Here is a 26,332-nt window from a genome sequence, read left to right as displayed (position 1 = left end):
CACATCGAAATGAAAGTCGATACTCCGAGCATTGCAGCGCGGGAGATCACGAGGCAACGATGCTTTCAACGACATTCGAATTGCTGATCTTCGATTGTGATGGTGTTCTCATCGACAGCGAGCCGGCCGCCAGCCGGGTTCTCTGGCAGGCGCTGTCCCGGTCGGGCGTGGCGATCTCGCACGAGGACGTTCACAGCCGTTTCGTCGGCTATTCTGAGGAAGATGCGCGCCGCATCTGCATCGAGGAGTTGGGGGCCAGTGAGCCTGACCTCATCTTCGCCGAGGCCCGCGACAATCTCTACGCCGAGTTCCGCCGCTCGCTGGAGCCTATGGCAGGCATGAGCGATCTCATCCGCGATCTGGGTTGCCTCAAATGCGTCGCATCCAACAGCGGCATGGAGAGGCTCGAGCGCAGTCTCGGCCTGTTCGACCTCTGGGGTGCTTTTGCGCCGAATATCTTCAGTGCGGAGATGGTCGCAAGACCAAAACCCGCGCCGGACCTTTTCTATCTGTGCGCAGCCAAGCTCGGTGTGGACCCGGCTCGCTGCGTGGTGATCGATGACAGTGTACACGGCGTCGCCGGCGCGGTAGCAGCTGGAATGACGGCGATCGGCTTCGTCGATCCGGCTGACATGCGTGACGGCCGTGCCGACGTGCTCGCAAGCGCAGGTGCGTCCGAAGTGGTGACGGGGGCAGGCCAGCTTGGCGCGCTTTTGAACAGAGAGAACCCGGGTGCGACCGCGCGCCCTTCCAGTCGGGGCTCTCCAGTGCCGGCTCTCACGTGATCGCGCTCCCCGCGGCCGTTGCGGCGTGGGGGCATGATGAGTTCGACAAACCAGCAGAGCAACAAACCGCACCGCACGCGGACCCTTTCGCGCGTGATGAGCATCCTTTTGACAAGGAGAAATCGAAATGCTGAAACTCAACCGACGCCATGCCCTTGGCCTCATGGGCGCCGCCACCGGGAGTCTCATCCTGCCGCGCGCTTCCTTCGCGCAAGGATCGCGCCCGTCCGTGACTATCGCGGTTCAGAAAATCACCAACAATTCCACGCTCGACATCTGGTACGAGCAGTCGAATGTCGGAGAACGGATTTTCTACCCGAACCTTTGGGAAGGTCTCATCCTGCGTGACTGGATGGGCAATCAGGGTCCCGTGCCGGGCCTTGCGACCGAATGGCGCCGCCTCGACGACAAGACGCTGGAACTCGACCTGCGACAGGGAGTGAAGTTCCACAACGGCGACGAGATGACCGCCGAGGACGTCGCTTTCTCTTTCTCTGCCGAACGCGTCTTTGGCGACACGCAGCCCGTGGGCGGCCGCACGATCTTCGCGGAAGAAAACAAGCCGACTACCGCCAAGGAATTGCCCGCGAACGTGCCGGGTGTCGGGCGTCGTCTCTGGCCCGCGCTGGCCGGTGTCGAGGTGGTCGACAAGTACAAGGTGCGTTTCCACAACGCCACGCCCGACGTGACGCTGGAAGGACGGCTTTATTCGGGCGGAAGCCAGATCACCAACCGGCGCGCATGGGACGAGGCGGCAAGCTATTCCGAATGGGCGCGCAAGCCGATCACCACCGGCGCCTACATGGTCGAGGAATATCGCCCGGACGTGTCACTGACGCTCGTCGCCTTCGACGAATACTGGGGTGGCCGCCCGCCGCTGGAGCGCATCCGCTTCGTCGAGGTTCCCGAAGTCGCCTCGCGTGTGAACGGCCTGCTCTCTGGCGAATACGATTTCGCTTGCGACCTGCCTCCAGACCAGATCGCCGCCGTGCAGGCTGCGCCGGGCCTCGAGGTCCAGAGCTCGCCGATCTGGAACCACCGTGTGTCGGTGTTCAATACGGAGAATGACATCCTCGCCGACCCCCTCGTGCGTCGCGCCATGACACATTCGATCGATCGCAACGCGATCGTGGAAGCGCTGTGGGCCGGCCAGACGGTGATCCCACCGGGTCTCCAGTTCGACTCGTTCCAGGCGACGGATATGTTCATCGAGGGTTGGACGGTTCCGGAATTCAATCCCGAACTTGCCCGCCAGCTTCTCAGCCAGTCCAACTACAAGGGCGACGCGATCCCCTATCGCCTGCTCAACAACTACTACACCAACCAGACCCCAACGGCGCAGGTCCTCGTGGAGATGTGGCGCCAGGTCGGCCTCAACGTGCAGATCGAAATGAAGGAGAACTGGGGCCAGATCCACGAGGCGATCGGAACCAAGGGCGTGCGGGACTGGTCGGCCTCCAACACCATCAACGATCCGATCACGCCGATGGTCGTTCAGTTCGGCCCTAATGGCGAAGTCCAACAGCAGAAGGATTGGTCGAACGTCGAGGTGAACGAGTTGTCGGTCGTGATGGAGACGAGCACCGACGGCGCCCAGCGCAAGAAGGCCTTCGCGCGCATGCTGGAAATCTGCGAGCGCGAGGACCCAGCCTATCAGGTCCTGCACCAGAACGCCGTCTTCACCGGCATGAAGTCCTCGCTCAACTGGAAGGCCGCGCCGGCCTTCGCGATGGACTTCCGTGCCGGAAACTGGAGCTCCTGAGCCCGCTCGACGCGGCGGCGTCCCATTCCGCCGCCGCGTCTTTATTCATGAACTGATCGGGAGAGGAAGGCGCGATGCAACCCAATCTCGTAGAACTACGCGGCCTGACGGTCGCATTCGACGGAGTTCCTGTCCTACACGGAATAGACCTCGACGTCGCACCGGGCGAAGCCCTGGGTCTCGTCGGGGAATCGGGTTGCGGCAAATCTGTCACCTGGCTGGCCGCGCTCGGCCTCCTGCCCGGCAAGGCCACGGTTTCCGGTTCGGTAAAGGTCGAAGGCAGGGAAGTTCTCGGCCGGCCCCGCTCGGTGCTGGAAGATATTCGTGGCGGTCGTATCGCTATGATCTTCCAGGACCCGTCGAGTTCGCTCAACCCGGTCTTGAAAGTCGGCCGGCAGATCGTCGAGGCGCTGGTGCTTCATCGCGGGCTCGTCGGCGACGCGGCGAAGGTCGAGGCGCTGCGCCTTCTGGACCTCGTCGGCATTCCCGATGCGCGCCGGCGCTTCGAGCTTTTCCCGCACGAGTTCTCCGGCGGACAGTGTCAGCGGGTGATGATCGCGATGGCCCTTGCCGGTCAACCCGACCTTCTCATCGCAGACGAGCCGACCACCGCGCTCGACGCCACCATCCAGGCACAGATACTCGATCTGTTGGCCATGCTGCGCGCCGAGACGGGCATGGCCACCGTCTTCATCAGCCACGACCTCGGCGCAGTCTCGCAGGTCTGCGAGCGCATCTGCGTGATGTATTCGGGGCGGATCGTGGAAGCGGGGCCGATCGAGACGCTGTTCGCGCAGCCTCGCCATCCCTATACGCGCGGGCTGTTCGACGCCATTCCGCGTCTCGACGGCGCGCGCGAGCGCCTGATTCCCATACCAGGCACCGTGCCGAATCCGCGGGAGATGCCATCGGGCTGCGCTTTCGCCCCGCGTTGCGCCCGCGCGCTCGACGTCTGCGGGCGTGGCGCGCCTGCGCTGGCCCCTGACGGTGCCGCGCGCTTCCTCGCCTGCCGCAACCCGGTGCCGACGGCCATGTCCAGGCCTGCCCCCGCCGACACGCCCCGGCGTGAGCGCGAAACGCTTCTGGAGGCAGCGCTTTGACCAAGCCGCTTATCGAGGCCACTGATCTCATCAGGATCTACGAACTACGCCACGGCCTCTTTGGCCGCAGCACCCCGATCCGCGCGGTCGATGGTATCTCGATCTCCGTCATGCCGGGCGAGACGCTCGGCATCGTCGGCGAATCCGGGTCCGGCAAATCGACGCTCGGTCGTATGCTTCTCGGCATCGATCCCATCCAGGGCGGTGGCGTGACCTTCGATGGTGCTCCGATGCCGCGTCTCGGCACGCCGGAATGGCGCGCTTTGCGTGCGCGCATGCAGCTTGTTTACCAGGACCCGCTCGCCGCGCTAGACAAGCGCCTGCCGATCTCCGAGCAGATCGGCGAACCACTCGAAATCCACAAGCTGTTGTCGAAGGACGAACGCGCCGCCCGAGTTGCGGAACTGATGACGGCTGTCGGCCTCAGGCCTGATCAGGCGGGTCGTTTCCCGCACGAGCTATCGGGCGGCCAGCGTCAGCGTGCTGTGATAGCTCGTGCACTGGCTTCGCGCCCGGACCTCCTCGTATGCGACGAGCCTGTCGCCGCGCTCGACGTGTCGATCCAGGCGCAGGTCGTCAACGTGCTGCGCGATCTTCAGGAAAGCCACGGGATCGCCATGGTCTTTATCAGCCACGACCTGAAGGTGGTGCGCAACATCGCCGATCGCGTGGCGGTCATGTATCTCGGTCACATCGTCGAGGAGGCCACCTCGGACGTCATTTTTGCCAACCCGCGGCACCCCTACACCCGGGCACTGGTCTCAAGCGTGCCGGTTCCGGGCCAGAAGCTCGAGGGGCGCTTGGTCCTTCAGGGCGAGCCACCGAACCCGGCCGACCGGCCTTCGGGGTGCGCCTTTCATCCGCGTTGCCCCATCGCATCCGACGTCTGCCGCGTGTCGCGCCCGCAGCTTTCCGAAATTGCACCCGGTCGCAACGCGGCGTGTCACATGGTCTCGCCGCAGTCCGTATCCATGGCAGCGTAGGAGAGGACGATGATCGGCTTTGTACTTTCCAAGCTCCTTCGCGCCGTTATCACGATCTTCGCGGTCATGACGTTCGCCTTCGTCGTCCTTCGTCTCTCGGGAGACCCCGCGCAGGTCATGCTCGGACCTGACGTGCCTATAAGCGCGATAGAGGCGTTCCGCAGACAATGGGGTCTCGACCAGCCGCTGTGGGTGCAGTATCTCGCCTATATCCAGTCGATTCTGACCGGCGATTTCGGCGTGTCGATGCGTGACCGCGCGCCGGCTATCGACCTCGTGATGGAACGCATCCCGGCCACCCTCCAACTGACCATTCCAGCGCTGTTCCTGAAACTCGCGCTCGGTATTCCAGCCGGCGTCTATGCCGCGCTTCACCGCGCGAGCGCGACAGACCGCGGTGTCATCCTGCTGGCCGTCCTGGGCTTCACCATCCCGTCCTTCGTTCTGGGGCTTCTTCTCGTCTTGATCTTCTCGGTCACGTTCGGGTTCCTGCCGTCTGGCGGTTACGGTAGCTGGCAGCATGCGATCCTCCCCACCATCACGATGAGCATCGGCGGCATCGGCATTCTCGCGCGCTTTTCGCGCAGCGCCATGATCGAGGTCATGGGCCAGCCCTACGTGCGCACAGCCTCGGCTAAGGGCGTGAGGTGGTCGAGTGTGATCTGGCGTCATGCGCTGCCAAATGCGGCGGTTCCGATCGTCACCATCGTGGGCTTCATGGTCGGTTCGCTGATCGCCGGTGCGGTGGTGGTAGAATCGATCTTCTCCTGGCCTGGCATCGGCCGCCTTTTGGTGGTCTCCGTCACCAATCGCGACCTCCCCGTCGTCCAGTGCATCCTGTTGATGATCGCAGCCACGATGGTCGTCTCCAACCTGATCGTCGACTTGCTCTATGGCTGGCTCGATCCGCGCCTGCGTGCGCAGACGGCGCATTGAGGAGCGCATCATGACGACGTTCGACATCGCCCATACCCCACAGGAACGCGGCTTTTTCGCCCGCATGGTCAGGTGGCTGCGCCTTGGCGTACCCTTCAGCGTCGGCCTGGGCGTCTTCTGGTTGGCCGCGATGGTCTTCGTCGCCGCGTTCGCCGACGTGCTGCGCCCTTATGGAATCACCACGATGGACCTTGCCAGCCGGCTGGCGAAGCCGGGCGACCCGCAACACTGGTTCGGCACGGACGAGCTCGGCCGTGACGTCTTGTCCCGTCTCCTTCAGTCGATCCGAATCTCGCTCGTGGTGGCTTTCGGCGCGACAATCCTGTCAGCCACCGTGGGCACGGCGCTCGGCTTCGCGGCCGCCAAGTTTCGTGGCGTTGTGGAGCATTTCGTTTTGGCATTGGCGGATTTCCAGGCGGCACTGCCATTTCTCATCATGTCGCTGGCGGTGCTCGCCTTCTTCGGATCCTCGATGTGGCTGCTGATCTGCCTGATGGGCTTCTACGGTTGGGAGCGCTACGCCCGTATCGCGCGAGGGCTGGCGATTTCGGCGAGCGCACAAGGCTATTCCTCGGCAGTCGTGCAACTGGGCGCCGGTCCGGGCCGTGTCTATTTCAAGCATATCCTTCCCAATATCGCGTCCACCCTCATCGTCTCGATGACGCTCACCTTTCCCGAGATCATCCTGATGGAAAGCAGCCTGTCCTTCCTTGGCCTCGGCGTGCAGCCACCGGAGACGAGCCTCGGCAACATGGTTGGCTTCGGACGCGAATACCTGACCACAGCGCCGTGGATCATGCTCGCGCCTGCGGTCGTCATCATGCTCACCACGCTCTCCATCTCGCTCGTCGGGGACTGGCTGCGCGACAAGCTCGACCCCACCGTTCGCTGAACTACGGAGATATTCCGATGACATCGATTACCGGTCATCGCGGCGCGCGCGACCTCTGGCCCGAGAACTCGCTCGGTGGATTCCGCAACGTGCTCGCGCTCGATGTGGATGCGGTGGAGTTCGACGTCCACCTGACCGACGATGGCGAACTTGTTGTCATCCACGACGCGACGCTCGACAGGACGAGCGAAGGCAGCGGCCCGGTCAGCCGTCTATCGGCCGAGGAGCGCAGGACGCTGCGGCTGAAAGGCTGCGACGAAACGATCCCGACATTCGCGGACGTGCTCGGAACGCTCGCACCCGCGTCGGAGAAGCGCCTCCATGTCGAGATCAAGTCCGATTCCGAAGGCCAGTCCTATGAGGATATCGTCGAACGGGTCGTTTCCGAAATAGACCGGCTCGATCTGCGGACACGCTGTCATCTGACCTCCTTCGACATCTCCGTGCTGGAAGAGTGCCGGAAGGTCGCACCGGACATTGCGCGCCTCGTCTCGGTGAACGCCGCTTGGGTCAACAGGCAGGGCGGCATCGACGCCTTCCTGACCCGGGTCACAGGGCTCGTCGATATCGTCGCGGTCCATCACGAATTGTTGGAAGCCGGGTGGGACGAAATCACCGCATCTATTCCCGCCGCGCGTTTGTGTGTGTGGACACTCAATGACGAGGCACTTATCCGGGCGTGGCTCGATCGCGGCATCGGGCACCTGACGACCGACCGGCCCGACCTTGCACTTTCCCTGCGGGCAGAAGCCGCCGCGGCGGCATGATCGATCGAAAAGGAGATCTGACATGACCAACATCATTGGCACGGGCTTCAACGCCGGTTCCGTCGATGGAGAATTCGAAAGCCTCGAGACCGATCTTCGCGGCCTAGCCGACGTCGGCGTCGATACCGTCGAGCTCGGCCTGACGAGCCTCGATCTCATCGCCGGCGGGCGCATCATTCCCGAGCGGGCCGACCGGCTCGTTGCGCTGACGAAGCAGTTCGATTTCCGCTACACCGTCCACGGCCTGGTTTCGTCGAACTTCATGGACCCGACCACCTGCCGCTACCAGCTCGATGCCGCCAAGGCGCTGGCCGAGCTTTGCGATCGCGTCGGCTCGCGCATTCTTGTCCAGCACGGCGGCTGTTTGCGCCCGGATCAGATCCACGAGCGGGCGAATGCCGACGTGCGCGAGCGCGAGGCGCTTCTTGAGCTCGCAGAGTTCTGCAAGCCCTATGGCGTGAACATCGCGCTGGAGAACATATTCACCACCGAGCCCGGCCAGTACCGCCAGACGCCGTCCGAGTTGGCGGAAACCGTCAAGGTTCTCAATCATCCCAACCTGGTCGCGCTGATCGACTTCAGTCACGCCTATATCGAATCCACCTATCGCGGCCTCGATTTCCGCGCCGAGCTGCGCTCAATGGCACCGGTAGCGGGGCATCTCCATGTTCACGACTCCTTTGGCCGCCCGCAAGGGTTCTATCGACCCTACCACCTGCAGGAGAACACCGCGCTTGGCATCGGCGATCTGCATATGCCGCTTGGTTGGGGCGACATCGACTGGGATGGCATCTTCGCCGAACTCGACTTCTTGCCCGACACGGTCCTGATGATGGAGATCGGCCGGCGCTATCGCAGCGAGCAACCGGAGAGCCTGGCACGCGCGAAGACACTGATCGCTCACAACGGCGCGGCCGCAAAAGCCGCCTGATCCACCTTTTCCGGTCGGTCACCGCAACAACTACCCGAGCTTTGAGGGCGGCGGCTGGGGATGGCCCCCTCGACGTTCTTCCGTGGCGACGTTTATGGCGAGGACCGCCTTGTAGCAGGCGGGACGCCGCAGAATCCGACAGAGGAATTTCTCGCCAGAACCCCGTTCCCGGATCAGGTCGGGCAGGATTTGATGCGCCTGATCCACGGTTCGGTCGACTACCTTCCGGGCATGTCGACGGATGAGAAGATCGCCAAGCTGCGGTCGATCAGCTACCGGGATTACCTTCTGGACGTCGCGAAGGTTCATCCCGATGTCGTGCCGATCATCGGCGGTGTCTGGTGCCTGGGGCCGGATATGGGGAGCGCCTGGTTCGCATTCTTCCGCCGCCGTCCGGGATTTGACGGGCTCGGGCTGGAACGTCCGTGGGGCTCGCCGGAGAGCGAAGAGATCACGTCGGACGATTACAGCCTTCCGGCAGGAAACAGCGACGTTGCCAGACTGCTGGTGCGGGCTCTCATTCCTGAGGCTTTGCCAGAGGGTGGTCCAACCGACGTGCAGACGCAGCGCGTCGATTACCGGACGCTGGATCGCGATGGTGCGAAGGTAAGGATCAGGCTCAGCAGCATCGTCGTGAAGGTCGAGCCATAGGGCGCGCGGGTTGCGGCGCGCGCGGTCCCGACGCGATGAACGCCTGGCGTCGCAGCACGCCGGTCAGGTCGCGCGAAACTTCCTTGCCGAAGAACGACGACAGTGCGCCGCGCGTGATCGGCTGGAAATAGGCGATGCACATCAGGACCAGGCTTTCCGGCTGGGAGAGCGGACGCACAGGCGATCACGCTCGGGCTCGGTCAGCAACAGCCCCTTGAGATGCGATCGAGCGCATTGGCGGACGGTGCTCGACTGAGGACTGGGAACCCGCCAATTTCATCGTCGTGGCCAATACCTATTCGACGACCGCGCTTTCGGCGATTTCATCGTGCCCACTGCCTGACAGGGTGGAGAAGGAGAGAAGCTCTGCTCTCCGTCGAGTCCTGTGTTCCCGGCGGAGAGCGCATGACGGTCTATAGAGCGTCCACGGTTTCCGCCGCGGGTAACGCCAGCCCAATGCGCGCGGCGCAATATTTGAACTCCGGTATCTTGCCGTACGGGTCCAGCATAGGGTTGGTCAGCTTGTTGGCGGGGCTTTCGTTGAAGCAGAACGGCATGAACACCATGCCGTCGGCCACTTCCCGGTCGGCCCGCAGGATTGCCTCGACCGTGCCGCGCCTTGTTTCGACCTCGACGATGTCGCCCGCCGTGAGAAGCCTGCGCTCGATCTCAAACGGATTCATGGCCGCGATGCCGTAGGGCTCGATGGCATTGAGCACGCCGGCGCGCCGTGTCATCGCACCAGTATGCCAATGCTCGAGGATGCGCCCCGTGGTGAGGACCAGCGGATAGTCTTCGTCCGGAACTTCGTCCGGAGGCAACAGATCGGCCGGCGTGATACGGCCACGTCCATCGGAAGTCGGGAAGCCTGAGCTGAAGACGACCTCGTTGCCTGGCACGTCTGGGCCGTCGGCGGGGTAGATGACCGAGCCTTCGCGCTCGATGCGCTCCCAGGAGATATGTTTGAGCGAAGGCATCACCTGTGCCATCTCGGTGTAGACTTCCGAGACATGGGTGTAGTTCCAGTCCAGACCCATGCGCTCGGCAAGCGCGATGATCAGGTCGAGGTCCTGGCGTGCCTCGCCGGGCAGGTCGAGGGCCGGCCGCCCGATCTGCACCTGTCGGTTGGTGTTGGAGTAGGTGCCGAGCTTCTCGGCATGCGCCGAGGCCGGCAGCACCACATCGGCATGCCAGGCGGTTTCGGTCAGGAAGATGTCCTGCACCACCAGATGATCGAGCTTGGCCAGAGCGGCGCGGGCATGGGTCTGGTCGGGGTCCGACATGGCCGGGTTCTCGCCCATGATATACATGCCCCTGATCTCATCGGCATGGATGGCGTCGATGATCTCGACCACGGTCAGGCCGCGCTTGGGGTCGAGCGTCTGACCCCAGAAATTCTCGTACTGACCGCGAATGTCGATGTTCTCCACCGACTTGTAGTCGGGATAATACATCGGGATCAGTCCGGCATCGGATGCGCCCTGGACGTTATTTTGGCCACGCAGCGGGTGCAGTCCGGTACCGGGGCGCCCGACATGACCGGTGATCAGCGCCAGCGCGATCAGGCAGCGCGAATTGTCGGTGCCGTGGGTGTGCTGGGAAATACCCATGCCCCAGAAGATCATCGAGCGTTCGGACTTGGCATAGGTGCGAGCCACGTCGCGCAGCACGGAGGCCTCGATGCCGCAGACCTTGGCCATCTCCTCGGGGGAGAAGTCCTTGACCTTCTCCTTCAGGGCCTCGAAGCCGGTGACATTTGCCTGGATATACTGCTCGTCATAGAGCTTTTCCTCGATGATGACGTGGAGAAACGCGTTGAGCATCGCGACGTCGCTGCCGGGCTTGAAGCGCAGCGAATGGGTGGCGTGGCGCATCAAATCCTGGCCGCGCGGGTCGATGACGATGAGCTTGGTGCCGCGCTTGACCGCCTGCTTGAAGTAGGTGGCGGCGACCGGATGGTTGGTGGTCGGACGCGCACCGATGACGATGACGCAATCGGCCTTCAGGGCATCCATGAACGGTGCCGACACCGCGCCGGACCCGACGCCTTCCATGAGTGCCGCCACCGAGGAGGCATGGCACAGGCGGGTGCAGTGGTCGACATTGTTTGTGCCGAACCCCTGGCGGATGAATTTCTGGAACAGATAGGCTTCCTCGTTGGAGCCCTTGGCCGAGCCGAAACCGGCCAGCGCGCTGCCGCCATGCTGGAGGAGAATGGACTTCAGCCCACCGGCGGCACGCTCCAGCGCCTCTTCCCAGGTCGCCTCGCGGAATACCGTGAGGGGATCGACATTGCGCATGTCGGCATCGCCTGATTTGGGCGCGTCGTCGCGGCGGATCAGTGGCACGTTCAGCCGCTCGGGCGACATGGCATAGTCGAAGCCGAAGCGGCCCTTGACGCAAAGCCGGTTTTCGTTGGCCGGGCCGTTGCGGCCGTCGATCTGGACGATCCTGTTGTCCTTGACGGCGACCGTGGTCTGGCAGCCGACGCCGCAGAACGGGCAAAGCGTGTCGACAACCCTGTCGAAGTCCTGGACGACACGGGTCTTTGCCGCTTCGTCCATCAGCGTCTTTTCATACAGCGCGCCGGTAGGGCAGGCCTGCACGCATTCACCGCAGGTCACGCATGTCGACAGGCCCATCGGGTCGTGCATGTCAAAGACGGGAATCGTGTGGTCGCCGCGATCGGCCATGCCGATGACGTCGTTGACCTGAACCTCGCGGCAGGCGCGCACGCAGGCGCCACAAGCGATGCAGGCATCGAGGTTGACAGCGATCGCCGGGTTGGAGATGTCGAATTCAGCCGTTTCGGCGGCGTCGAATTTGGACGGATAGCGGCCGCTGCCCGAAACGCCCATCGAGGAGGCCCATTGCCAGAAGGCCGACTGGTTGTCGGGGCCTTCTTCGGCCGGGCGCATGTTGCTGGCGAGCAGCTCGAACACCATCGCGCGCGACTTCTCGGCACGCTCGGTATCGGTCTTGACCACCATGCCGGCGGTCGGCTTGCGGATGCAGGAGGCGGCGAGAACGCGCTCGCCTTCGATGTCGACCATGCAGGCGCGGCAGTTGCCGTCGGTGCGATAGCCCGGCAGGTCGACATGGCACAGATGCGGGATGCTGGTTCCCTCGCGTCTGGCCACCTCCCAGATGGTCTCGCCTTCGGTGGCGGTGACTGCTCTTCCGTCCAGCGTAAATTCAACCGTACCCGTCATCTCAGATGTCCTCGCGGAAATGCGTCAGCAAGTGGTTGACCGGATTGGGCGCAGCCTGGCCCAGACCGCAGATGGAGGAATCGCGCATCACCATCTCAAGGTCACGCAGCCCCTCCTCGTCCAGTGTGCCGTCCGTCTCCAGCAGCGCCACCATCTTGCCGGTGCCTTCGCGGCACGGCGTGCACTGGCCGCAGCTCTCATGCTTGAAGAATTTCAGCAGGTTCAGTGTCGCCGCCTTGGCGCTGTCGTGATCCGAGAAGACAACGACGGCATGCGAGCCGACGAAGGCGCCCTGCTTGGCCAGTTCCCCGCCGAAATCCAGCGGGATGTCGCCCATCGAGGCGGGCAATATGCCGCCCGAAGCGCCGCCCGGCAGATAGGCCTTGAAGCTGTGGCCGTCGGCCATGCCGCCGCAGTGCTCCTCGATGAGTTCGCGCACGGTGACGCCGGCCGGCGCGAGCTTGACGCCGGGGTTTTTCACCCGCCCCGAGACCGACCACGAGCGGACGCTCGGATGCCCTTCCTTGCCGAGGGAGGCGAACCATTGCGCGCCCTTTTCGACGATGTCGCGGATCCACCACAGCGTCTCGACATTGTGGTTGAGGGTCGGACGGCCGAACAGGCCGACCTCGGCGATATAGGGTGGGCGGTGGCGCGGCAGACCGCGCTTGCCTTCGATCGATTCCAGCATCGCGCTTTCCTCGCCGCAGATATAGGCGCCGGCCCCACGCCGCAGCTCGATGAAGCCGGGGGCGGCAATGCCCGCCGCCTCAAGGGCTGCGATCTCGGTGCGCAGGATGTGCAGCACGGCTGGATATTCGTCGCGCATGTAGAAATAGATACGCTCGGCCTCGACCGCATGGGCGGCGATCAGCGCGCCTTCCAGTGTGCGATGCGGGTCGCGTTCCAGATAGACGCGGTCCTTGAAGGTGCCGGGCTCGCCCTCGTCACCATTGATCGACATCAGGCGCGGCCCGGCATAGGAGCGCACGAATTCCCACTTCTTGCCGGCCGGGAACCCGGCCCCGCCAAGCCCGCGCAGGCCAGCGCCCTGCATCGTCGCCATCAGGGCTTCGGGCGTGACCTCGCTTTTGCGCACCTTGTCGAGCAGCCGGTAGCCGCCTTCGGAACGGTAGGTATCGAGTGTGGTGTAGGCCGGCGTCACCACGTCGGTGTCGTCATTGGCGGCCATCCGGAGCAGGCTTTCTGCCGTCGCGTGATCGACCTCGCGGTCGCCGATGCGGGCCGCCGGTGCGCCAGCGCAGCGGCCCATGCAAGGCGCGCGCACGACGCGGATGGAAGCCGGATCCGCCGTTTGCTGCAGCGCGCCGACCAGCGTCTCGGCCCCGGCCAGCATGCAGCTCACCGAGTCGCAAACCCGGATCGTCAGCGGTGCGGGTGGCGTTTCTCCTTCCTTGACGACATCGAAATGGTCGTAGAAGGAAGCGACTTCGTAGACTTCCGCCTGCGCCAGTCTCATCTCGTGCGCCAGCGCCCGCAAATGCCGGGCCGATAGATGACCATAGCGATCCTGGATCAGATGCAGGAACTCGATCAGCAGGTCGCGACGACGACCGCGCGAACCCAGCAACGCCACAACCTCGCCGAGCGCAACGTCATCCAGCGGCCGGCCCTTTGGCCCGCGATCCTTGCGCCGCCGTTCCTGCATTGTCATGTGTTGATCTCCTCCAACGAAACGTCCAGCTCCCTTAATGACATCTCGGGTGGCCACGGCTATTGATTATGAGGCACGATATGGTCTTTGTGCGACCTATGTGCATATTCCGTGTCAGCCTGCGGCGGCGGCGGACCGTTACGCAACCATGTCATACTATCGCTATTCGTGCCTGAGCCGGCATCCCGGCGTCAATCGACGCCCGGTCGGGAGGCGCTTGTAAACCCCGCCTTTTCCAGCGCCGCATGGGTTCCAGGACGCTGCAAAGCCGCCAGAAACGCCTGCACCGCTGCCTTGTCCCTGCGGTCCGAGACAAGCGCGAAATCGTAGTGTTCCTGCGTCAGCGGTGTGAAGCCGAGCCCTGCCGCGTGCGCGACAGGCGCGATCGTGACCCCCCAATCGGCACGTTTCTGGACGACAGCGGCAGCGACGGCATTGTGCGATCGCGGCTGGTTCCAGTAACCATCGGGGCGTGCCAGGCCGAGCAACTGGTCGATCAGGATGCGCGTGCCGGCGCCCTGGTTGCGGTTGACCATCATGCACTCGGGATCGGCCAGAGCCGCCTGCACCGCCTCCTGCGCGCCGCGACCTTCGAAGCGCGCGTCGCCTAGGCGGAATACGAGGCCCTGCATCCGCCGCCAGCCCGGCACGAGTTCGAGCCCGTCGCTAAGAAAGGACGTGTTGTAGGTTTGCGTTGACGGGTCGAGCAGATGGATCGGCGCAAGGTCGCACTCGCCACGTTTGGCCGCGGCAAGGCCGCCCAGGCTTCCAACAGCCAGCGAACGCACCGAAACCGCCTCGCGCGAGAGTTCCCCGATGACGAGATCGAGGCCGGTACAGTGGCTGCCGATGATAACGAGGTCGGGCACGCGGACCTGTGGCGTGAACAGCGTCACCGGCACCTGGCTTCCTGCCGGCAGGTGGTCGGAAAGGGCCTCGATGCGGACGAAGCCGTCCGCCTGGGTGAAGGAGGTGATGGCGCCCGAGCCCTTGCCGGTCGCATAGGCCGCGAGCCCCTCGCGCCCCTGCACCAGCGAGACCATCACGAATTCGGTGCGCCCGAGCTCGGATGGGACCCGGAACGGAAGTTGCGCGCTGACCTGCGCATCGACGCGTGGCGGCAGCCCTGCCATGCGCCGCAGCACGGGCACCACCATGTCGTGAAAGGTGAACATGGCCGATGTCGGAAATCCCGGCAGGATGATGACCGGTTTGTCGTCGCATACTGCCAGGCAGAGCGGTTTTCCGGGCTTGAGCGCCACGCCATGGGCGATGATGCCTGGCTTTCCAAGCCGGTCGATGATGCGATGACTGACATCTCCGGCGCCCTTGGAGGTGCCGCCGGACAGGATCAGCACGTCATGCGCGGCGAGCGCCTCGCGCATCGCTTTCTCGAGTCCGGCTTCGTCGTCCGGAAACGCGCCGAGGAAATGCGCCTCGCCGCCGTTCTCGACGATTGCCGCGCTGATGATCGGGCCATTGGCGTCGTAAATGCCGGCCGGGCGCAGCTTCTCTCCCGGCTGGACGAGCTCGTCCCCGGTAGAAAGGATGGCAACGCGCAGCCTGCGGGCCACCGCTACCTGCGCGATGCCGCAGGCCGCGAGCATGCCGATCTCGCGCGAACCGATCACTGTGCCCGCGCGGAGCAGGACCTCGCCCTGCGCCATATCAGATCCGGCGCTGGAAACGAACTGACCGGGCGAGACGGCGCGCCTCACCTCGATGGAATTCGCCTCGACCGGATGCGTATGCTCCACCATGATGATGGCATCGGCGCCGCGCGGCAGCGGTCCGCCGGTAGCGATAGGGGTTGCGGACCCGCCCAGCACGGGAAATCTCGGAAGCGTACCGCAGGTGATGGATTCCGGGTTGAGTGTGAGTTGAACGGGACGCGCCTGTGAGGCGGACATGAGGTCGGCCGCCCGCAACGCGAATCCATCGACATTGGAACGGTCGAAAGGCGGCACGTCGATCGGGGCCGTTATGTCTTCGGAAAGCGGCAGTCCGAGCGCGTCGGCCAGGGCCCGTGTTTCGGATGGCACGGAGCGGGGAAACAGCGCTGCCTGAAAGCGCGCCAGCGCATCCTCGCGCGACAATATCGTCAGGAATTGCTGCTGCTCGGTTTCAAGACGGATCGAGTGTGGATAGGTCGTCATGCGGCTGACTCAGTTCGGGCTGCGAAGCGTGAAGGCGGAAACGGGCGCGCCGGCGGCATATCCTTCGCAATCGCCTGGCACGGCGAGCCATGCGTCGGCAAGGCGCATGGCCTCCAATGAAAAATCGCCGGTGGCGAGCGGCATCCACATATCCTGCTCCCTGCCGAGCAGGACGATCTCGCATAGCCCGACCGTCGACGAGATTTTCCGCGAAAGCGGCAGGCGGCTTACCGGCCGTTCAGATCGGATCGCCAGGCGATCCAGAACCGGCCGGACAAGCGCCAGAAATCCGGCAAAGGCGTGTTCCGGCGCACCCGGCAAAGCAATCACCGGCATGCCGCCGAACCGGCCGATCGCGGTTGTGGTACCGGGCTTCAAGGCGAGGCGATGCGCAATCAGCGCGTTGCGCCGCGCGAGGGCCTCGGCCGTCGCATCGGCACGGCCCTCACCGGTGCCGCCGACCAGCAGCAGAAGATCGCAGGCTTCGCCATCAAGTCTCGCCGCGATCGAGGCGGCATCACGAAGCGTGGTTTCGGTTTGAGCGATCGCGGCATTCGACGCCGTCACGCTTTCACGGATGAGGTGTGTCGCGACTGTTTCGTGGTTCGCCGCTTCAATGTCGATCACCCGAACGCGAGGTTCGCGCACCGCAAGCTGCTGCAATCCCGCCTGACGCGCGACCAGCAGATCGGCGGCGCGGATTGTCTCTCCTTCGAGGACCGGCGGGCGTCCCTCGGCCATGTCCTCGCCTCTGCGGCGCATGCCCTGACCGGGCACGGCCTCGCCAACGGCCATGGCGATCGGCATGCTGCAATCGATGAGGTCGGCATGCAGCAGACAGTCCGTCCCCGACGGCATGGCATCGCCTGCTTCCACCCAGACGGGGGCGGCCGGCAGCGCCAGCGGCGAATAGGCCGACGCGCCCACAAGCTCGAGCGCGCGGCACGCCCAGCCGTCGAGAGCGGCGATATCACGGGAAGGGAGTGCCCGCGCGATAGGCGGCATCGCGGCGGCGATATGGCCCATGGCCTGCTCGAGCGGTACGAAACAGGGCGCAACCGGCGACACGCCGTCGAGCAGCGCGGCAAGCGCGGTTTCGAGCGTGGTCAGGGTGCCGGTGCCCGAAGAAGGCGGCGTTCTCATCATGCCCTTGATGATGGACAGACGGGAACGCCTTTGCAACCGGCTCAGGAGCGCTCGGCGCTCGCGTTGGGGAAGAACAGCTGCTCCCCGCCGATCTGGTAGTCGGCGATCAGATTCTGGCCTTCCCGCGAGAGCAGCCAGTCGATGAAGGTCTGGCCGGCTTCCACTTTGACGCTCGGGTGCTTTTCCGGGTTCACCAGCATGACGCCGTACTGGTTGAACAGGCGCTTGTCGCCCTGGACCGCGATGTCGAGATCGCCACGGTTCTGGAACGACAGCCAGGTGGCCCGGTCGGAAAGGACATAGGCATTCATCGCCGAGGCCGTATTGAGCGCCGCGCCCATTCCCTGCCCGATCTCCTTGTACCACGACCCTTTCGACGCCTCGATATCGACGCCGGCCGCCGTCCAGAGGTTGAGTTCGGCGGAATGGGTGCCCGACTTGTCGCCGCGCGAGACGAAGGGCGCTTCCTTGTCCTTGATGGCGGTCAGGGCGTTGGCAATGTCGTCGGTGCCGACGGTCCTGGCAGGATCGCTCTTCGGGCCGATCAGTACGAAGTCGTTGTACATCACGTCGAAGCGCTCCGTCGCGAAGCCCTCTTCGATGAACTTCTCCTCCTGCGCCTTGGCATGGACGAACACGACGTCGGCGTCGCCGCGGCGGGCGGTGTCGAGCGCCTGCCCGGTTCCCTGCGCGACGACCTTTACGTCTATGCCGGTCGTTTCCTTGAACGGCGGCAGAATGTGGTCGAACAGGCCCGAATCCTGCGTCGACGTCGTCGACGCCACGACGATCGACTCATCCTGCGCCAGGGCGGGCGACGCCCCGGCCAGCATGAGAGCCACTACGAGGCTGGAAAACACACGACGAGTCAGCATCTCACTCTCCATTTCATTGTCAAAGGACGAGGTCTCCGCGCACGAAGGCGGCGCCCTGTAGGGTCGCGGGCCGGTCGAGGAAGTCGCCCGCCTCGCCCTGTTCGATGAGACGGCCGCGGACCAGAAACACGACTTCCTTCGCAAGCCTGCGCACCTGGCCGAGATCGTGCGTCGTCATGATGATCTTCGTGCCCGAATGGGCGGCCGCGAGGATGATTTCTTCTACGAAGCGCGTAGCGGCCGGATCGAGGCTTGCCGTCGGCTCGTCGAGAAGCAGAACTTCCGGCTGCCGCGCCAGCGCACGGGCAAGCGCCAGCCGCTGCTGCTCGCCGCCGGAAAGCCGGCGCGCCGGGCGTGAGGCAAGGGCCGTAAGGCCGACGCGCTCCAGCAGTTCATCGATACGCGCGGCGCGCAGGCGGCGCGGACACCCTGCCTGCGCAAGCCCGTAGGCGACATTCGCGGCGGCCGAACGGCGCAGCATCACCGGCTTCTGGAACAGGATCGCCCGCCGCCCCGGTCCGCCATTCGCACGGCCGCCCCACGTCACGACGCCCGCCGACGGGCTCGCAAGCCCCATGCTGAGCCGCAGCAGCGAGGTCTTGCCCGACCCGTTGGGGCCAAGGATGAGCGTGGGCGCTCCCGGCCCGATGGTCAGGTTGAGCCGTTCGAGGATGGTCGTCCCGCCTGCGGTCAGCGATACGTCGTCGAAGGCAAGGGGAAGATCGCTCGCGGCAGCGCGCATGCCTATGCCCCCTTTTCATCCGACCATGCCCGCACGCCCCATGCAGCGGCGTTGATCAGCAGGATCAGGACAATCAGGACGAGGCCGAGCCCCATCGCCAGCGGCAGATTGCCCTTGGAAGTCTCGAGCGCGATGGTCGTGGTCATGGTGCGGGTGAAGCCGTCGATATTGCCGCCGACAATCATCACCGTGCCCACCTCCGCGGCGGCCCTGCCGAAACCGGCCAGCAGGGCGGTGATGAGGCTGAAGCGGCTGTCCCACAGAAGCGTCGCGATCCGGCCTGCCGGCCCGACTCCCATCGCACTCAACTCCTCACGGTATTCGTGCCACAGATCCTCGACCGTCTGCCGTGTCAGCGCCGCGATGATGGGCAGCACCAGGAGCGACTGGGCGATGACCATAGCGGTGGGCGTGAACAGCAGCCCGAGGTCACCCAGCGGCCCTGACCGCGACAAAAGCAGGTAGACGGTCAGTCCGACGACCACCGGCGGCAGGCCCATGAAGCCGTTCAACAGCACGACGATGACGGAGCGACCCGGAAAACGGGTGAGTGCAAGCAGGGCGCCAAGCGGCAGGCCGACAATCATCGCGATGGTGACCGCCAGCAGGCTTACCGCCAGCGACAGCCGGACGATGGCGAACAGCGTCGCGTCGCCGGACGCGATGAGATGCCATGCGCTGACTGTTTCCGCCATCGACCCCTCGCCTGCTCACGACGTCATGTTCGCGCGGGATTTTCGGCAAAGTCAAATTGTTGAATTCAAGCAAGGATATGCATAACAGTGCAGGATGAAGTTTTTAACGACATCGGAAGCAGCCGAGTATCTCCGCCTCGGGGAGCGCAAACTTTACGAGCTCGTCGCCGAGGAACGAATCCCGTGCAGCAAGGTCACCGGCAAGTGGCTGTTTCCGCGCCATGAGCTCGACCGCTGGGTCATGTCGGGGCTGGCGCGGCCGGCCGGGATGTTGCCGCAGGAGGCGCCGCCGATCGTCGGCGGCAGCCAGGACGATCTTCTCGAATGGAGCCTGCGCCAGTCGGGCTCCGGCCTCGCCTCGTTGACCGAGGGCACCGAAAGCGGCGTCGGCCGCCTGCAGCGTGGGGAGGCGGCGGCGGCGGCGATCCATTTCCATCGCGCGGACGCCGATCCGAATGCCGCCGCGGTGGCGGACATGGCCCAACTCCACGACGTGGTCCTCGTCGGGTTTGCGCGGCGCGAGCAGGGCCTGTTGTTGCCGCCTGGCAACCCGAAATCCCTCAACACCCTGGCCGACGTTCGGACCACCGGGGCGAAGATAGCGGTTCGCCAGCGCGGCGCGGGCGCGGATATGCTGCTTACCCTGCTCATGGGCATCGCCGGGCTCTCGCCTGGCGATCTCGACCGGCTGGAGCCGCCATGCCTCACCGGGCCGGATCTTGCCGCGGCCGTTCGCACCGGCCGGGCCGATTGCGGCATTGCCACCCGTGCCGCCGCAAGCGGTGCGGGGCTGGATTTCGTGCCGCTCGTCTGGGAGAATTTCGACCTGCTGATGCGGCAGCGGACGTATTTCCTGCCACCGTTCCAGGCGCTGCTGCACTTGATGAGGCAGCAGGTATTCGCCGACCGCGCGGCCGAACTTACCGGCTACGATACGGCCCCGGCAGGGCAGATACGCTTCTTCAAATAAAACATGTCTCCCGAAAGCGGGAACCGGTTTCGGGGCAAAGATATGCTCCAGAACCGCCAGCCTAGCGCCTCACCCCAAGTCGATCTCGCCTTCGATCACATGGTTCAGGCCGACGGCCTCCACCGTGATCACGGCTTTGACCGCCAGGCGTCCCTGCCCTTTCAACCCATTCTGCTCCACCGCTTTTTCGATCGCCTGCTGAGAGGTCACGCCGACCTGCTTGAGAAATTTGCGCATGGAGATGTTGAAAGAATCGGTTTCCATATTCTGCGTCATGGGATTGCCTCGAACAGTGTGGGTTGTATGTTCAGCGGAGCATGTATCCGCACAGGGTGCAATGGACACGATGCTGGCAATACGCATAGTGGCGACCGCCTTCTTTCTCTTCGGTGCAACCGCGCATGGAGCGGAACTGCGCGGCCATGGCGGGCCGGTGCGCGCGATCGCCATCACCGCCGACGGTCAGACGGCGATCACCGGCAGTTTCGATGCCAAGGCCATCATCTGGTCGCTCGAAACAGGCGAGGCGCGCGATGTGCTGCTGTTCCACGACGATCAGGTCGATGCCGTCGCTCTTCTGCCGGACAACCGTTTTGCCAGCGCCGGGGCGGATGGCCGCATCGCGCTCTGGGAAGACGGGAACAGCACGCCCGTCTCCGTCCTGGAAGGACATAAGGCGCCGGTGGTGTCACTTGCACTGTCCCCCGACGGTTCATCCCTCGCTTCCGCGTCATGGGACGGCACCGTCCGGCTCTGGCCGCTCGACGGCGGTGCGCCACATATCCTCGAAGGGCACCAGGGCAACGTCAATGCGGTAGCCTTCCTGTCGGGCGGGACGCTTGCCAGCGCCGGCCATGACGCCACCGTCATCCTGTGGCCGTCCGAAGGCGACACCGCGCCGGTGCGGGTCACCGTGCCGACGCCTCTCACCGTTCTTGCTGCGCTTGCGGGAGACCGCCTGCTGGCCGGAAGCGTCGACGGGACCTTGCGCGCGCTTGATCACACGGGCGCTATCCGTGGCGAGGTTGCGGTGTTTCGCGGCCCGCTGACCGCGCTGGCGGTGACGGACGACGGCAAATACATCGCGGTGGCCGCCGTCACTGGCGGAATCGCGCTGCTCGACGCCGAAAACCTGAAGACCGTGCATTCCTTCGATACGGCGAACATTCCCGTGTGGTCGCTTGCATTCCGGCCCGGGGGCGGAACGCTGATGACCGGGGGCGCTGACCGCATCGTGCGGGAGTGGGACGTCGAAACCGGCAGGCGGTTGGGAAGCACCGTCGCAGACGAGGCTGATCCCATGAGCGATTATGCCGGCAATCCCGATGCCCAGGTCTACCGCGCATGCATCGCATGCCACACGCTCGACCCCGACAACGTCAATCGCGCCGGCCCGACGCTGCACGGAATCTTCGGCCGCAGGATCGCGTCGGTTCCCGGCTATCGCTACTCGGAAGCCTTCCGGAAAATGGACATCGTCTGGACGCCGGAAACGGTAGCGAAGCTGTTCGAACTGGGTCCGGCCACCTACACGCCGGGCACCAAGATGCCCGAACAGATCATCGGCGATCCCGAAGATCGCGCCGCACTGATCCGCTTCCTGCAGGCCGAAGCCAGCGAGAATTAGTTTGAGCCGGGCTTGGTGTCCGAGGCGTCACGGGCGCGGATATAGTCCTCGGTGGTTCGCGGTGCGGGACGGCCGGATGTTTCATAGGGATCGAACCCTTCATTGGTCACCGCCTCGATGCGGCACGTATCGCACATCCGCACGACGTCGATCCTTGCGGCATTGTCGCCGGCAAACATCCAGTGCCTGCCTTCAAGCCTGGCGACGATGCGATCGATCGTGCTCTTCGTTCCGAATGGCTTGCTGCAGCTGATGCAGAGCGCCGGCTCTTCCTGCTTGACGAGTCGGCGCGGGGCTTGCCAGGCAAGGAAATCGATCTGCGGTGCCACGGTAATTGCATTTTCCGGACAGGTCGCAGCGCAAAGCCCACACTGGACGCATGCGCTCTCGGCGAAATGGAGAGCGGGCCGCTCTTCGCTGTCGGAGAGCGCACCGGTCGGACACGCCGTCACGCATGCAAGACATAGCGTGCAGGCTTCGACGTCGACGTCGAGCCCACCGAATGGCGCAGACTCCGGCAACGCGACGCGGTCCACCGGCGTCGGCGCGGCGCCATGGAGTTCGACCACCGCGCTTTTGAGCAGGCTGCGCGTGCCGCCGAGAGGCAGGAACGTTGCAGGTTTCGTAGCCCGGCTTTGCGGCTGCATCGCGACCAGGACGGATGAGAGTGTGTCAGGATCATCGGCCTCGATGATCCCGCAGATCTGCGAGCCGTAACCGAGCGCGCCCGTCAGGAGATTCGCTATGGTGACGTTTCGTGCAAGACCAATGGCGTCGTGCTTTGGCCGTGCGGAAGCCAGCGCCTTGACCGCCACCGCGCCCCAGGCGACAGGCGCGGTCCAGGCCTCGAGCCCCAATTGCGTCAGTTCGTTGACCGCGACTGGCAGCACGTTGGCAGGCAGGCCGGGGCCGAAGCGCGCGAGAGCGTCGATCAGCGGCGCACCATGGTCGGCGTTGTGGAACAGCACGGTCGGGTTCTGGCCGCCCGCCTCCCGATAGGTGACCAGAAGCGTCCGCAGCCGCCGCAGAAGGGCCTCCCCGTCCGGGACGGCATAGGACGCGGCACCCGTCGGACAGGCGGCGGCGCAGCTTCCGCAGCCGGCGCAGATCTCGGCGTCGATGAGAACGTGGTCTCCGGCGGGTGTAATGGCGCCCGTCGGGCACAGGTCGATGCAACGCGTGCAGCCGGTGATGCGCGACCGCGAATGCACGCACAGGTCGGCAGAGAAATTGATGTAGCGGGGCTTGTCGAACTCCCCGACGAGACCGGCCGCCTTGGCAATCGCCACGGCGACGCCTGCCCTGTCGGCCGGATCTGCCTTCAGATACCCTGCGCGCAATTCGTGAGCCGGAAACAGCGGCATACCGCCAGATAGATCAAGAATGATGTCTGCGGTCGACTGCGCATCGTCGCGAGGCACGCCGAACCGCAGGCGCTCGCGCGATGACGGCGACGGCGACGCGAAATCGTCTACAGTCACCTCGAACGCGCCGAGATGGCCGCGCGCGTTCCTGATCGTGCCCTGCACGACCGGGAAATCCCAGACGCTGTTCGGCACGACGTCGCCGGATCGCGCCAGCAGCACCGTGACATCGAGATCGTTTGCGAGCTGCCGGCCAGCCTCGATGGCCGTTTCGTCGCGGCCGTAGACGAGCGCCACGCCATTACTGGTAAGCGTGACCTGTTCAGGCGCGGTTGCGGGCTCGGCGGCCATCGCCACGAGGGCCGCAGCCTTCGCCCCGGCATTCGCCGCCTCGCTCGACCAGCCAGCGGTCTCGCGGATATTGGCGAAAGCCAGATCGCCGGCGAAGCCGACATCCTCCGCGACTTCGCGGAACAGCGGCGCTTGCTGCGTACAGGCGATGGTGATGGCTCCGCCTGCCCTCAATGCACTGCGCACATGCTCGATTTCGGCTCCGCAGAGCTGATCAGCCGACTTTACCTGCGCCCGCTTGTAGCCCCGGGCAACGCTGTCGCCGTAGGCAGGCATGCTCTTTTCGCAAGAGCAGACGAAGATGGTACGAGGGTTGTCTGGGTTCATGAGAGCACCTCCCGCGACGCGACACAAGCAAGTGCGGTAGCGCCATCACTTTAGAGTCATTATAAGGAGAAAATGCACGCCGTCATCAGAAATGGACCGGCATTATGTCCTGGCGCAATCCGGTGCTAGACCACGAACTCGATCTGCCTCCGCCTTACGGCCTCGTCACGCTGCGGGAGTCCGGCGACGCCTTCGCGCATGCCTGCGCCATTGCCGGAGAGCGGGGAGCGGGGACGCTGGTGTGGGTTCGGCGTCATGATCTGGCCGAGTTTGCGGTCGTCCTGGAGCCCGAGGAAGACTTCGCGCAGGCCCGCCGTGCCCTCTATGCCGGCATGAACGCGCTGGCCGATGCCCTTGCGGCGCATGCGCCGCCGTCGCAACCCGTCACCTTCGACTGGCCGGACGCGATTCGCGTCGACGGGGTTCTTGTGGGCGGCGGGCGGCTCGGCTGGCCGGAAGGAACGTGCGACGACGAGACGCCGGCATGGCTGGTCTTCTCCGCCATGATCCGCACGTCGGTGGTCGATGGCCCGGGACCGGGTCTGCGGCCGACGACGGGTGCGCTCGACGAACTCGGCTTTGAAACCGCCGATGCGGGGGAGATCATCACCAGCTTCTCCCGTCACCTGATGGCCGCATTCCATGAATGGAACGAAGACGGCTTTGCGGGCCTTGCCGGACAATGGCTGAACCGTCTGCCGCGCGGCGAGCGGGACGCCCGGATCGACGACAGTGGCGACCTTCTTCTTGATGGAGAGCCCAACCGACGCCGTCTTGGGGGGGTTCTTGCCTCGCCGACCTGGCTCGATCCCTCGACAGGGGCGCCATGGCTTTAAAATTACCGCGGACGATTCGTCTCGATCCCTCCGATACCTTCGTCTATTCGCGTGCGGCGGAACCCGGCGAATGGGCCGTTACCGGCACCTTCCTGTTCTTCGGCGCCGATGTCGATGCGCTGGCGGGCAAGGAACGACAGGCCTTTCGCGCCGGCTTCCTCGGCATCGAAAGCTTTGGCTGGTCCACCCTCGTCCTCGTGGCGGAAGCAACCGCGAAGGAACGCGCGGATGCCGTCGAAAGCCTGGCGAGGCAACTCGTCGCGCACTGCGGAGCTCCGGGGATGGACGCGGCGCGTCCGGCTGCCGAGGAGGAGATCGCCTTTGCAGAATCGCTGTGCGATCATCCGCCGAACACGCTGCTCGCCCTCCACCGCAACGGCGAGGCGGCAGGCGTCCGGGAGACGTTCCGCACGCTGCATCGCAAGATCGCCCGGCTTGATCCCGCACAAGCCTTCCGCATGATCGAGGTCGAGGAGGAAGACGACGTGATGGAAGAAGTTGACATAAGGACATTGGCGGGGCGAAACGATTGAAGGATTTCTGGCTTTCTTCCGGACATCATCTGCTGGACAGGGACGCGGCAGGCCGGCTGACCGTGACTGACGCGTTCCTCAAGGCCTATTTCGCCCGGCCCGAACTTCTGCCGCCCGAAGACGCGTGCGAGGCGGAAGTGATGCTGCATCACCAGCTTCTGATGCACGATCCGCGCCGTCCGATCGCCGCGCATGAGATCGCCGCGATGCAGGACCCCGATGCGCGGGAAAACTGGACCTTCATGACAGCGTTTCGCGACCGCCTGCTGGCCGCCCCGTCGCTCGAGGCAGCCTATCTGGAGTTGGCGCGCGGTTCGGCAGCCGACACGCCGCCGCTCTTCATGAACCAGCTTGCGCAACTGGTGCTTCGCAATGCGCTCGACGGCGGGGCCGATGCCGCCACGCTGCGCGCGGCCGAGCTGTTCTACAGGCCGCAGCGGGTGACGTTTCACGAAGGCACCCTGCTGCTTGCCGACGCCGAGACCATCGAAGTCCACGAGCAGAACCGCCATACCTCTCCGCTGCTGAGCATGCTGGGCGGGCCGGCCGTCACCGAGCTGGAAATCCTCGACGACGAGAATGCCGCAAGCTACTTCGACAGAAGCGACGCCTTCGACATGGTGCTCGGCCTCGGGCATGCCGACAGCGCGTCACGGCGCGGCCTTGCCGCCGCGATGCAGGACTGGATACGCCATCTGCTTTTCATCGAGGTGAAGATCGACCCGGTCGAGCGTGTCGAGGACGACGACTGGGCATGGTTTATCGGGCTCGACGCCGAGGCCACGCGCATCGGCAACACCCTGTGGACACAAGAGGAGCTTGACCCTGAGGACGCAGAGCGCATTCTTGCGTTGTTCCGGCTTTCTTTCTCTGACCCGCGCGAAGCCAGGGCGGAGATCGGCGGTCGGCCGGTATGGCTGATCCTGGCGATGACCCCCGACCGGATGGTGCGCATGAAACCGCAGAACCTTATCGCCAGCCTGCCGCTCCGTGCGGCAGATCAGTGAGACTGAAGG

23 protein-coding genes and 1 pseudogene are annotated in these 26,332 nt (G+C 64.7%); 14 read left to right on the top strand and 10 right to left on the bottom strand.

What is annotated here, in order from left to right; all coding sequences use genetic code 11:
• The first annotated feature begins 59 nt into the window (after positions 1 to 59).
• From AAFN55_RS25230 to AAFN55_RS25190, 9 genes are all read left to right on the top strand, one after another.
• Positions 60 to 785 carry an HAD family hydrolase gene (locus AAFN55_RS25230; RefSeq protein ID WP_347801754.1) on the top strand — a complete coding sequence of 242 codons (726 nt, stop codon included), beginning with the start codon at positions 60 to 62 and terminating at the stop codon, positions 783 to 785.
• A gap of 127 nt (positions 786 to 912) precedes the next feature.
• Positions 913 to 2,547 carry an ABC transporter substrate-binding protein gene (locus tag AAFN55_RS25225; protein ID WP_347801753.1) on the top strand — a complete coding sequence of 545 codons (1,635 nt, stop codon included), beginning with the start codon at positions 913 to 915 and terminating at the stop codon, positions 2,545 to 2,547.
• A 74-nt stretch (positions 2,548 to 2,621) separates the two neighbouring features.
• Positions 2,622 to 3,647, top strand: a complete 1,026-nt coding sequence (locus AAFN55_RS25220) for an ABC transporter ATP-binding protein (protein WP_347801752.1) — start codon at positions 2,622 to 2,624, stop codon at positions 3,645 to 3,647.
• The gene (locus tag AAFN55_RS25215; RefSeq protein ID WP_347801751.1) at positions 3,644 to 4,630 is read left to right on the top strand and encodes an oligopeptide/dipeptide ABC transporter ATP-binding protein; all 987 of its coding nucleotides are present in this window, start codon (positions 3,644 to 3,646) and stop codon (positions 4,628 to 4,630) included. Before AAFN55_RS25220 ends, AAFN55_RS25215 begins: the two co-directional genes overlap by 4 nt.
• A gap of 9 nt (positions 4,631 to 4,639) precedes the next feature.
• Complete coding sequence (locus AAFN55_RS25210; RefSeq protein ID WP_347801750.1) at positions 4,640 to 5,566, top strand: ABC transporter permease; 927 nt, start codon at positions 4,640 to 4,642, stop codon at positions 5,564 to 5,566.
• Positions 5,567 to 5,630: 64 nt separating this feature from the next.
• Positions 5,631 to 6,458 (top strand): ABC transporter permease, encoded by an 828-nt coding sequence (locus AAFN55_RS25205; protein ID WP_347801856.1) that lies wholly within the window; start codon positions 5,631 to 5,633, stop codon positions 6,456 to 6,458.
• A gap of 17 nt (positions 6,459 to 6,475) precedes the next feature.
• Positions 6,476 to 7,225: a glycerophosphodiester phosphodiesterase family protein gene (locus AAFN55_RS25200; RefSeq protein ID WP_347801749.1), complete on the top strand. Its 750-nt coding sequence runs from the start codon at positions 6,476 to 6,478 to the stop codon at positions 7,223 to 7,225.
• A gap of 22 nt (positions 7,226 to 7,247) precedes the next feature.
• Positions 7,248 to 8,156 (top strand): TIM barrel protein, encoded by a 909-nt coding sequence (locus tag AAFN55_RS25195; protein WP_347801748.1) that lies wholly within the window; start codon positions 7,248 to 7,250, stop codon positions 8,154 to 8,156.
• A 60-nt stretch (positions 8,157 to 8,216) separates the two neighbouring features.
• Entirely contained in the window at positions 8,217 to 8,807 is a 591-nt protein-coding gene (locus AAFN55_RS25190) for a hypothetical protein (RefSeq protein WP_347801747.1), read from the top strand.
• A gap of 7 nt (positions 8,808 to 8,814) precedes the next feature.
• Here AAFN55_RS25190 and AAFN55_RS25185 read toward each other — a convergent pair.
• The 8 genes and pseudogenes from AAFN55_RS25185 to AAFN55_RS25150 form a co-directional block, all read right to left on the bottom strand.
• Positions 8,815 to 8,982, bottom strand: a pseudogene (locus tag AAFN55_RS25185) (segregation and condensation protein B); the annotation flags it as partial.
• 238 nt (positions 8,983 to 9,220) lie between these two features.
• Positions 9,221 to 12,019: a formate dehydrogenase subunit alpha gene (gene fdhF / locus AAFN55_RS25180; RefSeq protein ID WP_347801746.1), complete on the bottom strand. Its 2,799-nt coding sequence runs from the start codon at positions 12,017 to 12,019 to the stop codon at positions 9,221 to 9,223.
• Position 12,020: 1 nt separating this feature from the next.
• Positions 12,021 to 13,694 (bottom strand): NAD(P)H-dependent oxidoreductase subunit E, encoded by a 1,674-nt coding sequence (locus tag AAFN55_RS25175; RefSeq protein WP_347801745.1) that lies wholly within the window; start codon positions 13,692 to 13,694, stop codon positions 12,021 to 12,023.
• Between the two features lie 191 nt (positions 13,695 to 13,885).
• Positions 13,886 to 15,850, bottom strand: a complete 1,965-nt coding sequence (locus tag AAFN55_RS25170; RefSeq protein WP_347801744.1) for a molybdopterin biosynthesis protein — start codon at positions 15,848 to 15,850, stop codon at positions 13,886 to 13,888.
• 9 nt (positions 15,851 to 15,859) lie between these two features.
• Entirely contained in the window at positions 15,860 to 16,996 is a 1,137-nt protein-coding gene (locus tag AAFN55_RS25165; protein ID WP_347801743.1) for a molybdopterin-binding protein, read from the bottom strand.
• 41 nt (positions 16,997 to 17,037) lie between these two features.
• A complete protein-coding gene (locus tag AAFN55_RS25160) occupies positions 17,038 to 17,871 on the bottom strand; it encodes an extracellular solute-binding protein (protein ID WP_347801742.1) in 834 nt (277 codons plus the stop codon).
• Positions 17,872 to 17,890: 19 nt separating this feature from the next.
• Positions 17,891 to 18,613, bottom strand: a complete 723-nt coding sequence (locus tag AAFN55_RS25155) for an ATP-binding cassette domain-containing protein (protein ID WP_347801741.1) — start codon at positions 18,611 to 18,613, stop codon at positions 17,891 to 17,893.
• A 2-nt stretch (positions 18,614 to 18,615) separates the two neighbouring features.
• Positions 18,616 to 19,308 carry an ABC transporter permease gene (locus tag AAFN55_RS25150; RefSeq protein ID WP_347801740.1) on the bottom strand — a complete coding sequence of 231 codons (693 nt, stop codon included), beginning with the start codon at positions 19,306 to 19,308 and terminating at the stop codon, positions 18,616 to 18,618.
• A gap of 94 nt (positions 19,309 to 19,402) precedes the next feature.
• On the opposite strand from AAFN55_RS25150, the gene AAFN55_RS25145 reads away from it, so the two are divergent.
• The gene (locus AAFN55_RS25145) at positions 19,403 to 20,278 is read left to right on the top strand and encodes a helix-turn-helix transcriptional regulator (RefSeq protein WP_347801739.1); all 876 of its coding nucleotides are present in this window, start codon (positions 19,403 to 19,405) and stop codon (positions 20,276 to 20,278) included.
• A 69-nt stretch (positions 20,279 to 20,347) separates the two neighbouring features.
• On the opposite strand, the gene AAFN55_RS25140 is transcribed toward AAFN55_RS25145, so the two are convergent.
• Entirely contained in the window at positions 20,348 to 20,554 is a 207-nt protein-coding gene (locus tag AAFN55_RS25140) for a DUF6494 family protein (RefSeq protein ID WP_347801738.1), read from the bottom strand.
• Between the two features lie 70 nt (positions 20,555 to 20,624).
• Between AAFN55_RS25140 and AAFN55_RS25135 the strand changes: the two genes are divergently transcribed.
• Positions 20,625 to 21,905, top strand: a complete 1,281-nt coding sequence (locus tag AAFN55_RS25135; protein WP_347801737.1) for a c-type cytochrome — start codon at positions 20,625 to 20,627, stop codon at positions 21,903 to 21,905.
• Here the strand turns inward: AAFN55_RS25135 and AAFN55_RS25130 are convergent.
• Positions 21,902 to 23,947 (bottom strand): 4Fe-4S binding protein, encoded by a 2,046-nt coding sequence (locus AAFN55_RS25130; RefSeq protein ID WP_347801736.1) that lies wholly within the window; start codon positions 23,945 to 23,947, stop codon positions 21,902 to 21,904. The genes AAFN55_RS25135 and AAFN55_RS25130 overlap by 4 nt on opposite strands.
• Before the next feature lie 104 nt (positions 23,948 to 24,051).
• On the opposite strand from AAFN55_RS25130, the gene AAFN55_RS25125 reads away from it, so the two are divergent.
• The 3 genes from AAFN55_RS25125 to AAFN55_RS25115 are packed head-to-tail and all read left to right on the top strand — an operon-like array spanning position 24,052 to position 26,323.
• Positions 24,052 to 24,783 carry a biotin/lipoate--protein ligase family protein gene (locus tag AAFN55_RS25125; protein WP_347801735.1) on the top strand — a complete coding sequence of 244 codons (732 nt, stop codon included), beginning with the start codon at positions 24,052 to 24,054 and terminating at the stop codon, positions 24,781 to 24,783.
• The gene (locus AAFN55_RS25120; RefSeq protein ID WP_347801734.1) at positions 24,774 to 25,316 is read left to right on the top strand and encodes a DUF6505 family protein; all 543 of its coding nucleotides are present in this window, start codon (positions 24,774 to 24,776) and stop codon (positions 25,314 to 25,316) included. Before AAFN55_RS25125 ends, AAFN55_RS25120 begins: the two co-directional genes overlap by 10 nt.
• On the top strand, positions 25,313 to 26,323 hold the full coding sequence (locus tag AAFN55_RS25115) for a DUF6352 family protein (RefSeq protein WP_347801733.1): 1,011 nt from the start codon (positions 25,313 to 25,315) through the stop codon (positions 26,321 to 26,323). Before AAFN55_RS25120 ends, AAFN55_RS25115 begins: the two co-directional genes overlap by 4 nt.
• Positions 26,324 to 26,332 lie beyond the last annotated feature (9 nt).

Origin of the sequence: Mesorhizobium sp. CAU 1732 (assembly GCF_039888675.1) — a bacterium.
Classification (GTDB): Bacteria; Pseudomonadota; Alphaproteobacteria; order Rhizobiales; family Rhizobiaceae; genus Aerobium.
The sequence above is the reverse complement of the archived record's forward strand: the minus strand, read 5'-3'. Positions and strand labels throughout refer to the sequence as shown.

Coding starts and splice junctions, on each gene's coding strand:
- AAFN55_RS25195 (WP_347801748.1), top strand. CDS start 7,248: ATGACCAACATCATTGGCACGGGCTTCAACGCCGGTTCCGTCGATGGA.
- AAFN55_RS25125 (WP_347801735.1), top strand. CDS start 24,052: ATGTCCTGGCGCAATCCGGTGCTAGACCACGAACTCGATCTGCCTCCG.
- AAFN55_RS25230 (WP_347801754.1), top strand. CDS start 60: ATGCTTTCAACGACATTCGAATTGCTGATCTTCGATTGTGATGGTGTT.
- AAFN55_RS25150 (WP_347801740.1), bottom strand. CDS start 19,308: ATGGCGGAAACAGTCAGCGCATGGCATCTCATCGCGTCCGGCGACGCG.
- AAFN55_RS25210 (WP_347801750.1), top strand. CDS start 4,640: ATGATCGGCTTTGTACTTTCCAAGCTCCTTCGCGCCGTTATCACGATC.
- AAFN55_RS25170 (WP_347801744.1), bottom strand. CDS start 15,850: ATGACGACCTATCCACACTCGATCCGTCTTGAAACCGAGCAGCAGCAA.
- AAFN55_RS25165 (WP_347801743.1), bottom strand. CDS start 16,996: ATGATGAGAACGCCGCCTTCTTCGGGCACCGGCACCCTGACCACGCTC.
- AAFN55_RS25175 (WP_347801745.1), bottom strand. CDS start 13,694: ATGACAATGCAGGAACGGCGGCGCAAGGATCGCGGGCCAAAGGGCCGG.
- AAFN55_RS25155 (WP_347801741.1), bottom strand. CDS start 18,613: ATGCGCGCTGCCGCGAGCGATCTTCCCCTTGCCTTCGACGACGTATCG.
- fdhF (WP_347801746.1), bottom strand. CDS start 12,019: ATGACGGGTACGGTTGAATTTACGCTGGACGGAAGAGCAGTCACCGCC.
- AAFN55_RS25135 (WP_347801737.1), top strand. CDS start 20,625: ATGCTGGCAATACGCATAGTGGCGACCGCCTTCTTTCTCTTCGGTGCA.
- AAFN55_RS25225 (WP_347801753.1), top strand. CDS start 913: ATGCTGAAACTCAACCGACGCCATGCCCTTGGCCTCATGGGCGCCGCC.
- AAFN55_RS25205 (WP_347801856.1), top strand. CDS start 5,631: ATGGTCAGGTGGCTGCGCCTTGGCGTACCCTTCAGCGTCGGCCTGGGC.
- AAFN55_RS25200 (WP_347801749.1), top strand. CDS start 6,476: ATGACATCGATTACCGGTCATCGCGGCGCGCGCGACCTCTGGCCCGAG.
- AAFN55_RS25120 (WP_347801734.1), top strand. CDS start 24,774: ATGGCTTTAAAATTACCGCGGACGATTCGTCTCGATCCCTCCGATACC.
- AAFN55_RS25160 (WP_347801742.1), bottom strand. CDS start 17,871: ATGCTGACTCGTCGTGTGTTTTCCAGCCTCGTAGTGGCTCTCATGCTG.
- AAFN55_RS25220 (WP_347801752.1), top strand. CDS start 2,622: ATGCAACCCAATCTCGTAGAACTACGCGGCCTGACGGTCGCATTCGAC.
- AAFN55_RS25140 (WP_347801738.1), bottom strand. CDS start 20,554: ATGACGCAGAATATGGAAACCGATTCTTTCAACATCTCCATGCGCAAA.
- AAFN55_RS25190 (WP_347801747.1), top strand. CDS start 8,217: ATGGCCCCCTCGACGTTCTTCCGTGGCGACGTTTATGGCGAGGACCGC.
- AAFN55_RS25145 (WP_347801739.1), top strand. CDS start 19,403: ATGAAGTTTTTAACGACATCGGAAGCAGCCGAGTATCTCCGCCTCGGG.
- AAFN55_RS25130 (WP_347801736.1), bottom strand. CDS start 23,947: ATGAACCCAGACAACCCTCGTACCATCTTCGTCTGCTCTTGCGAAAAG.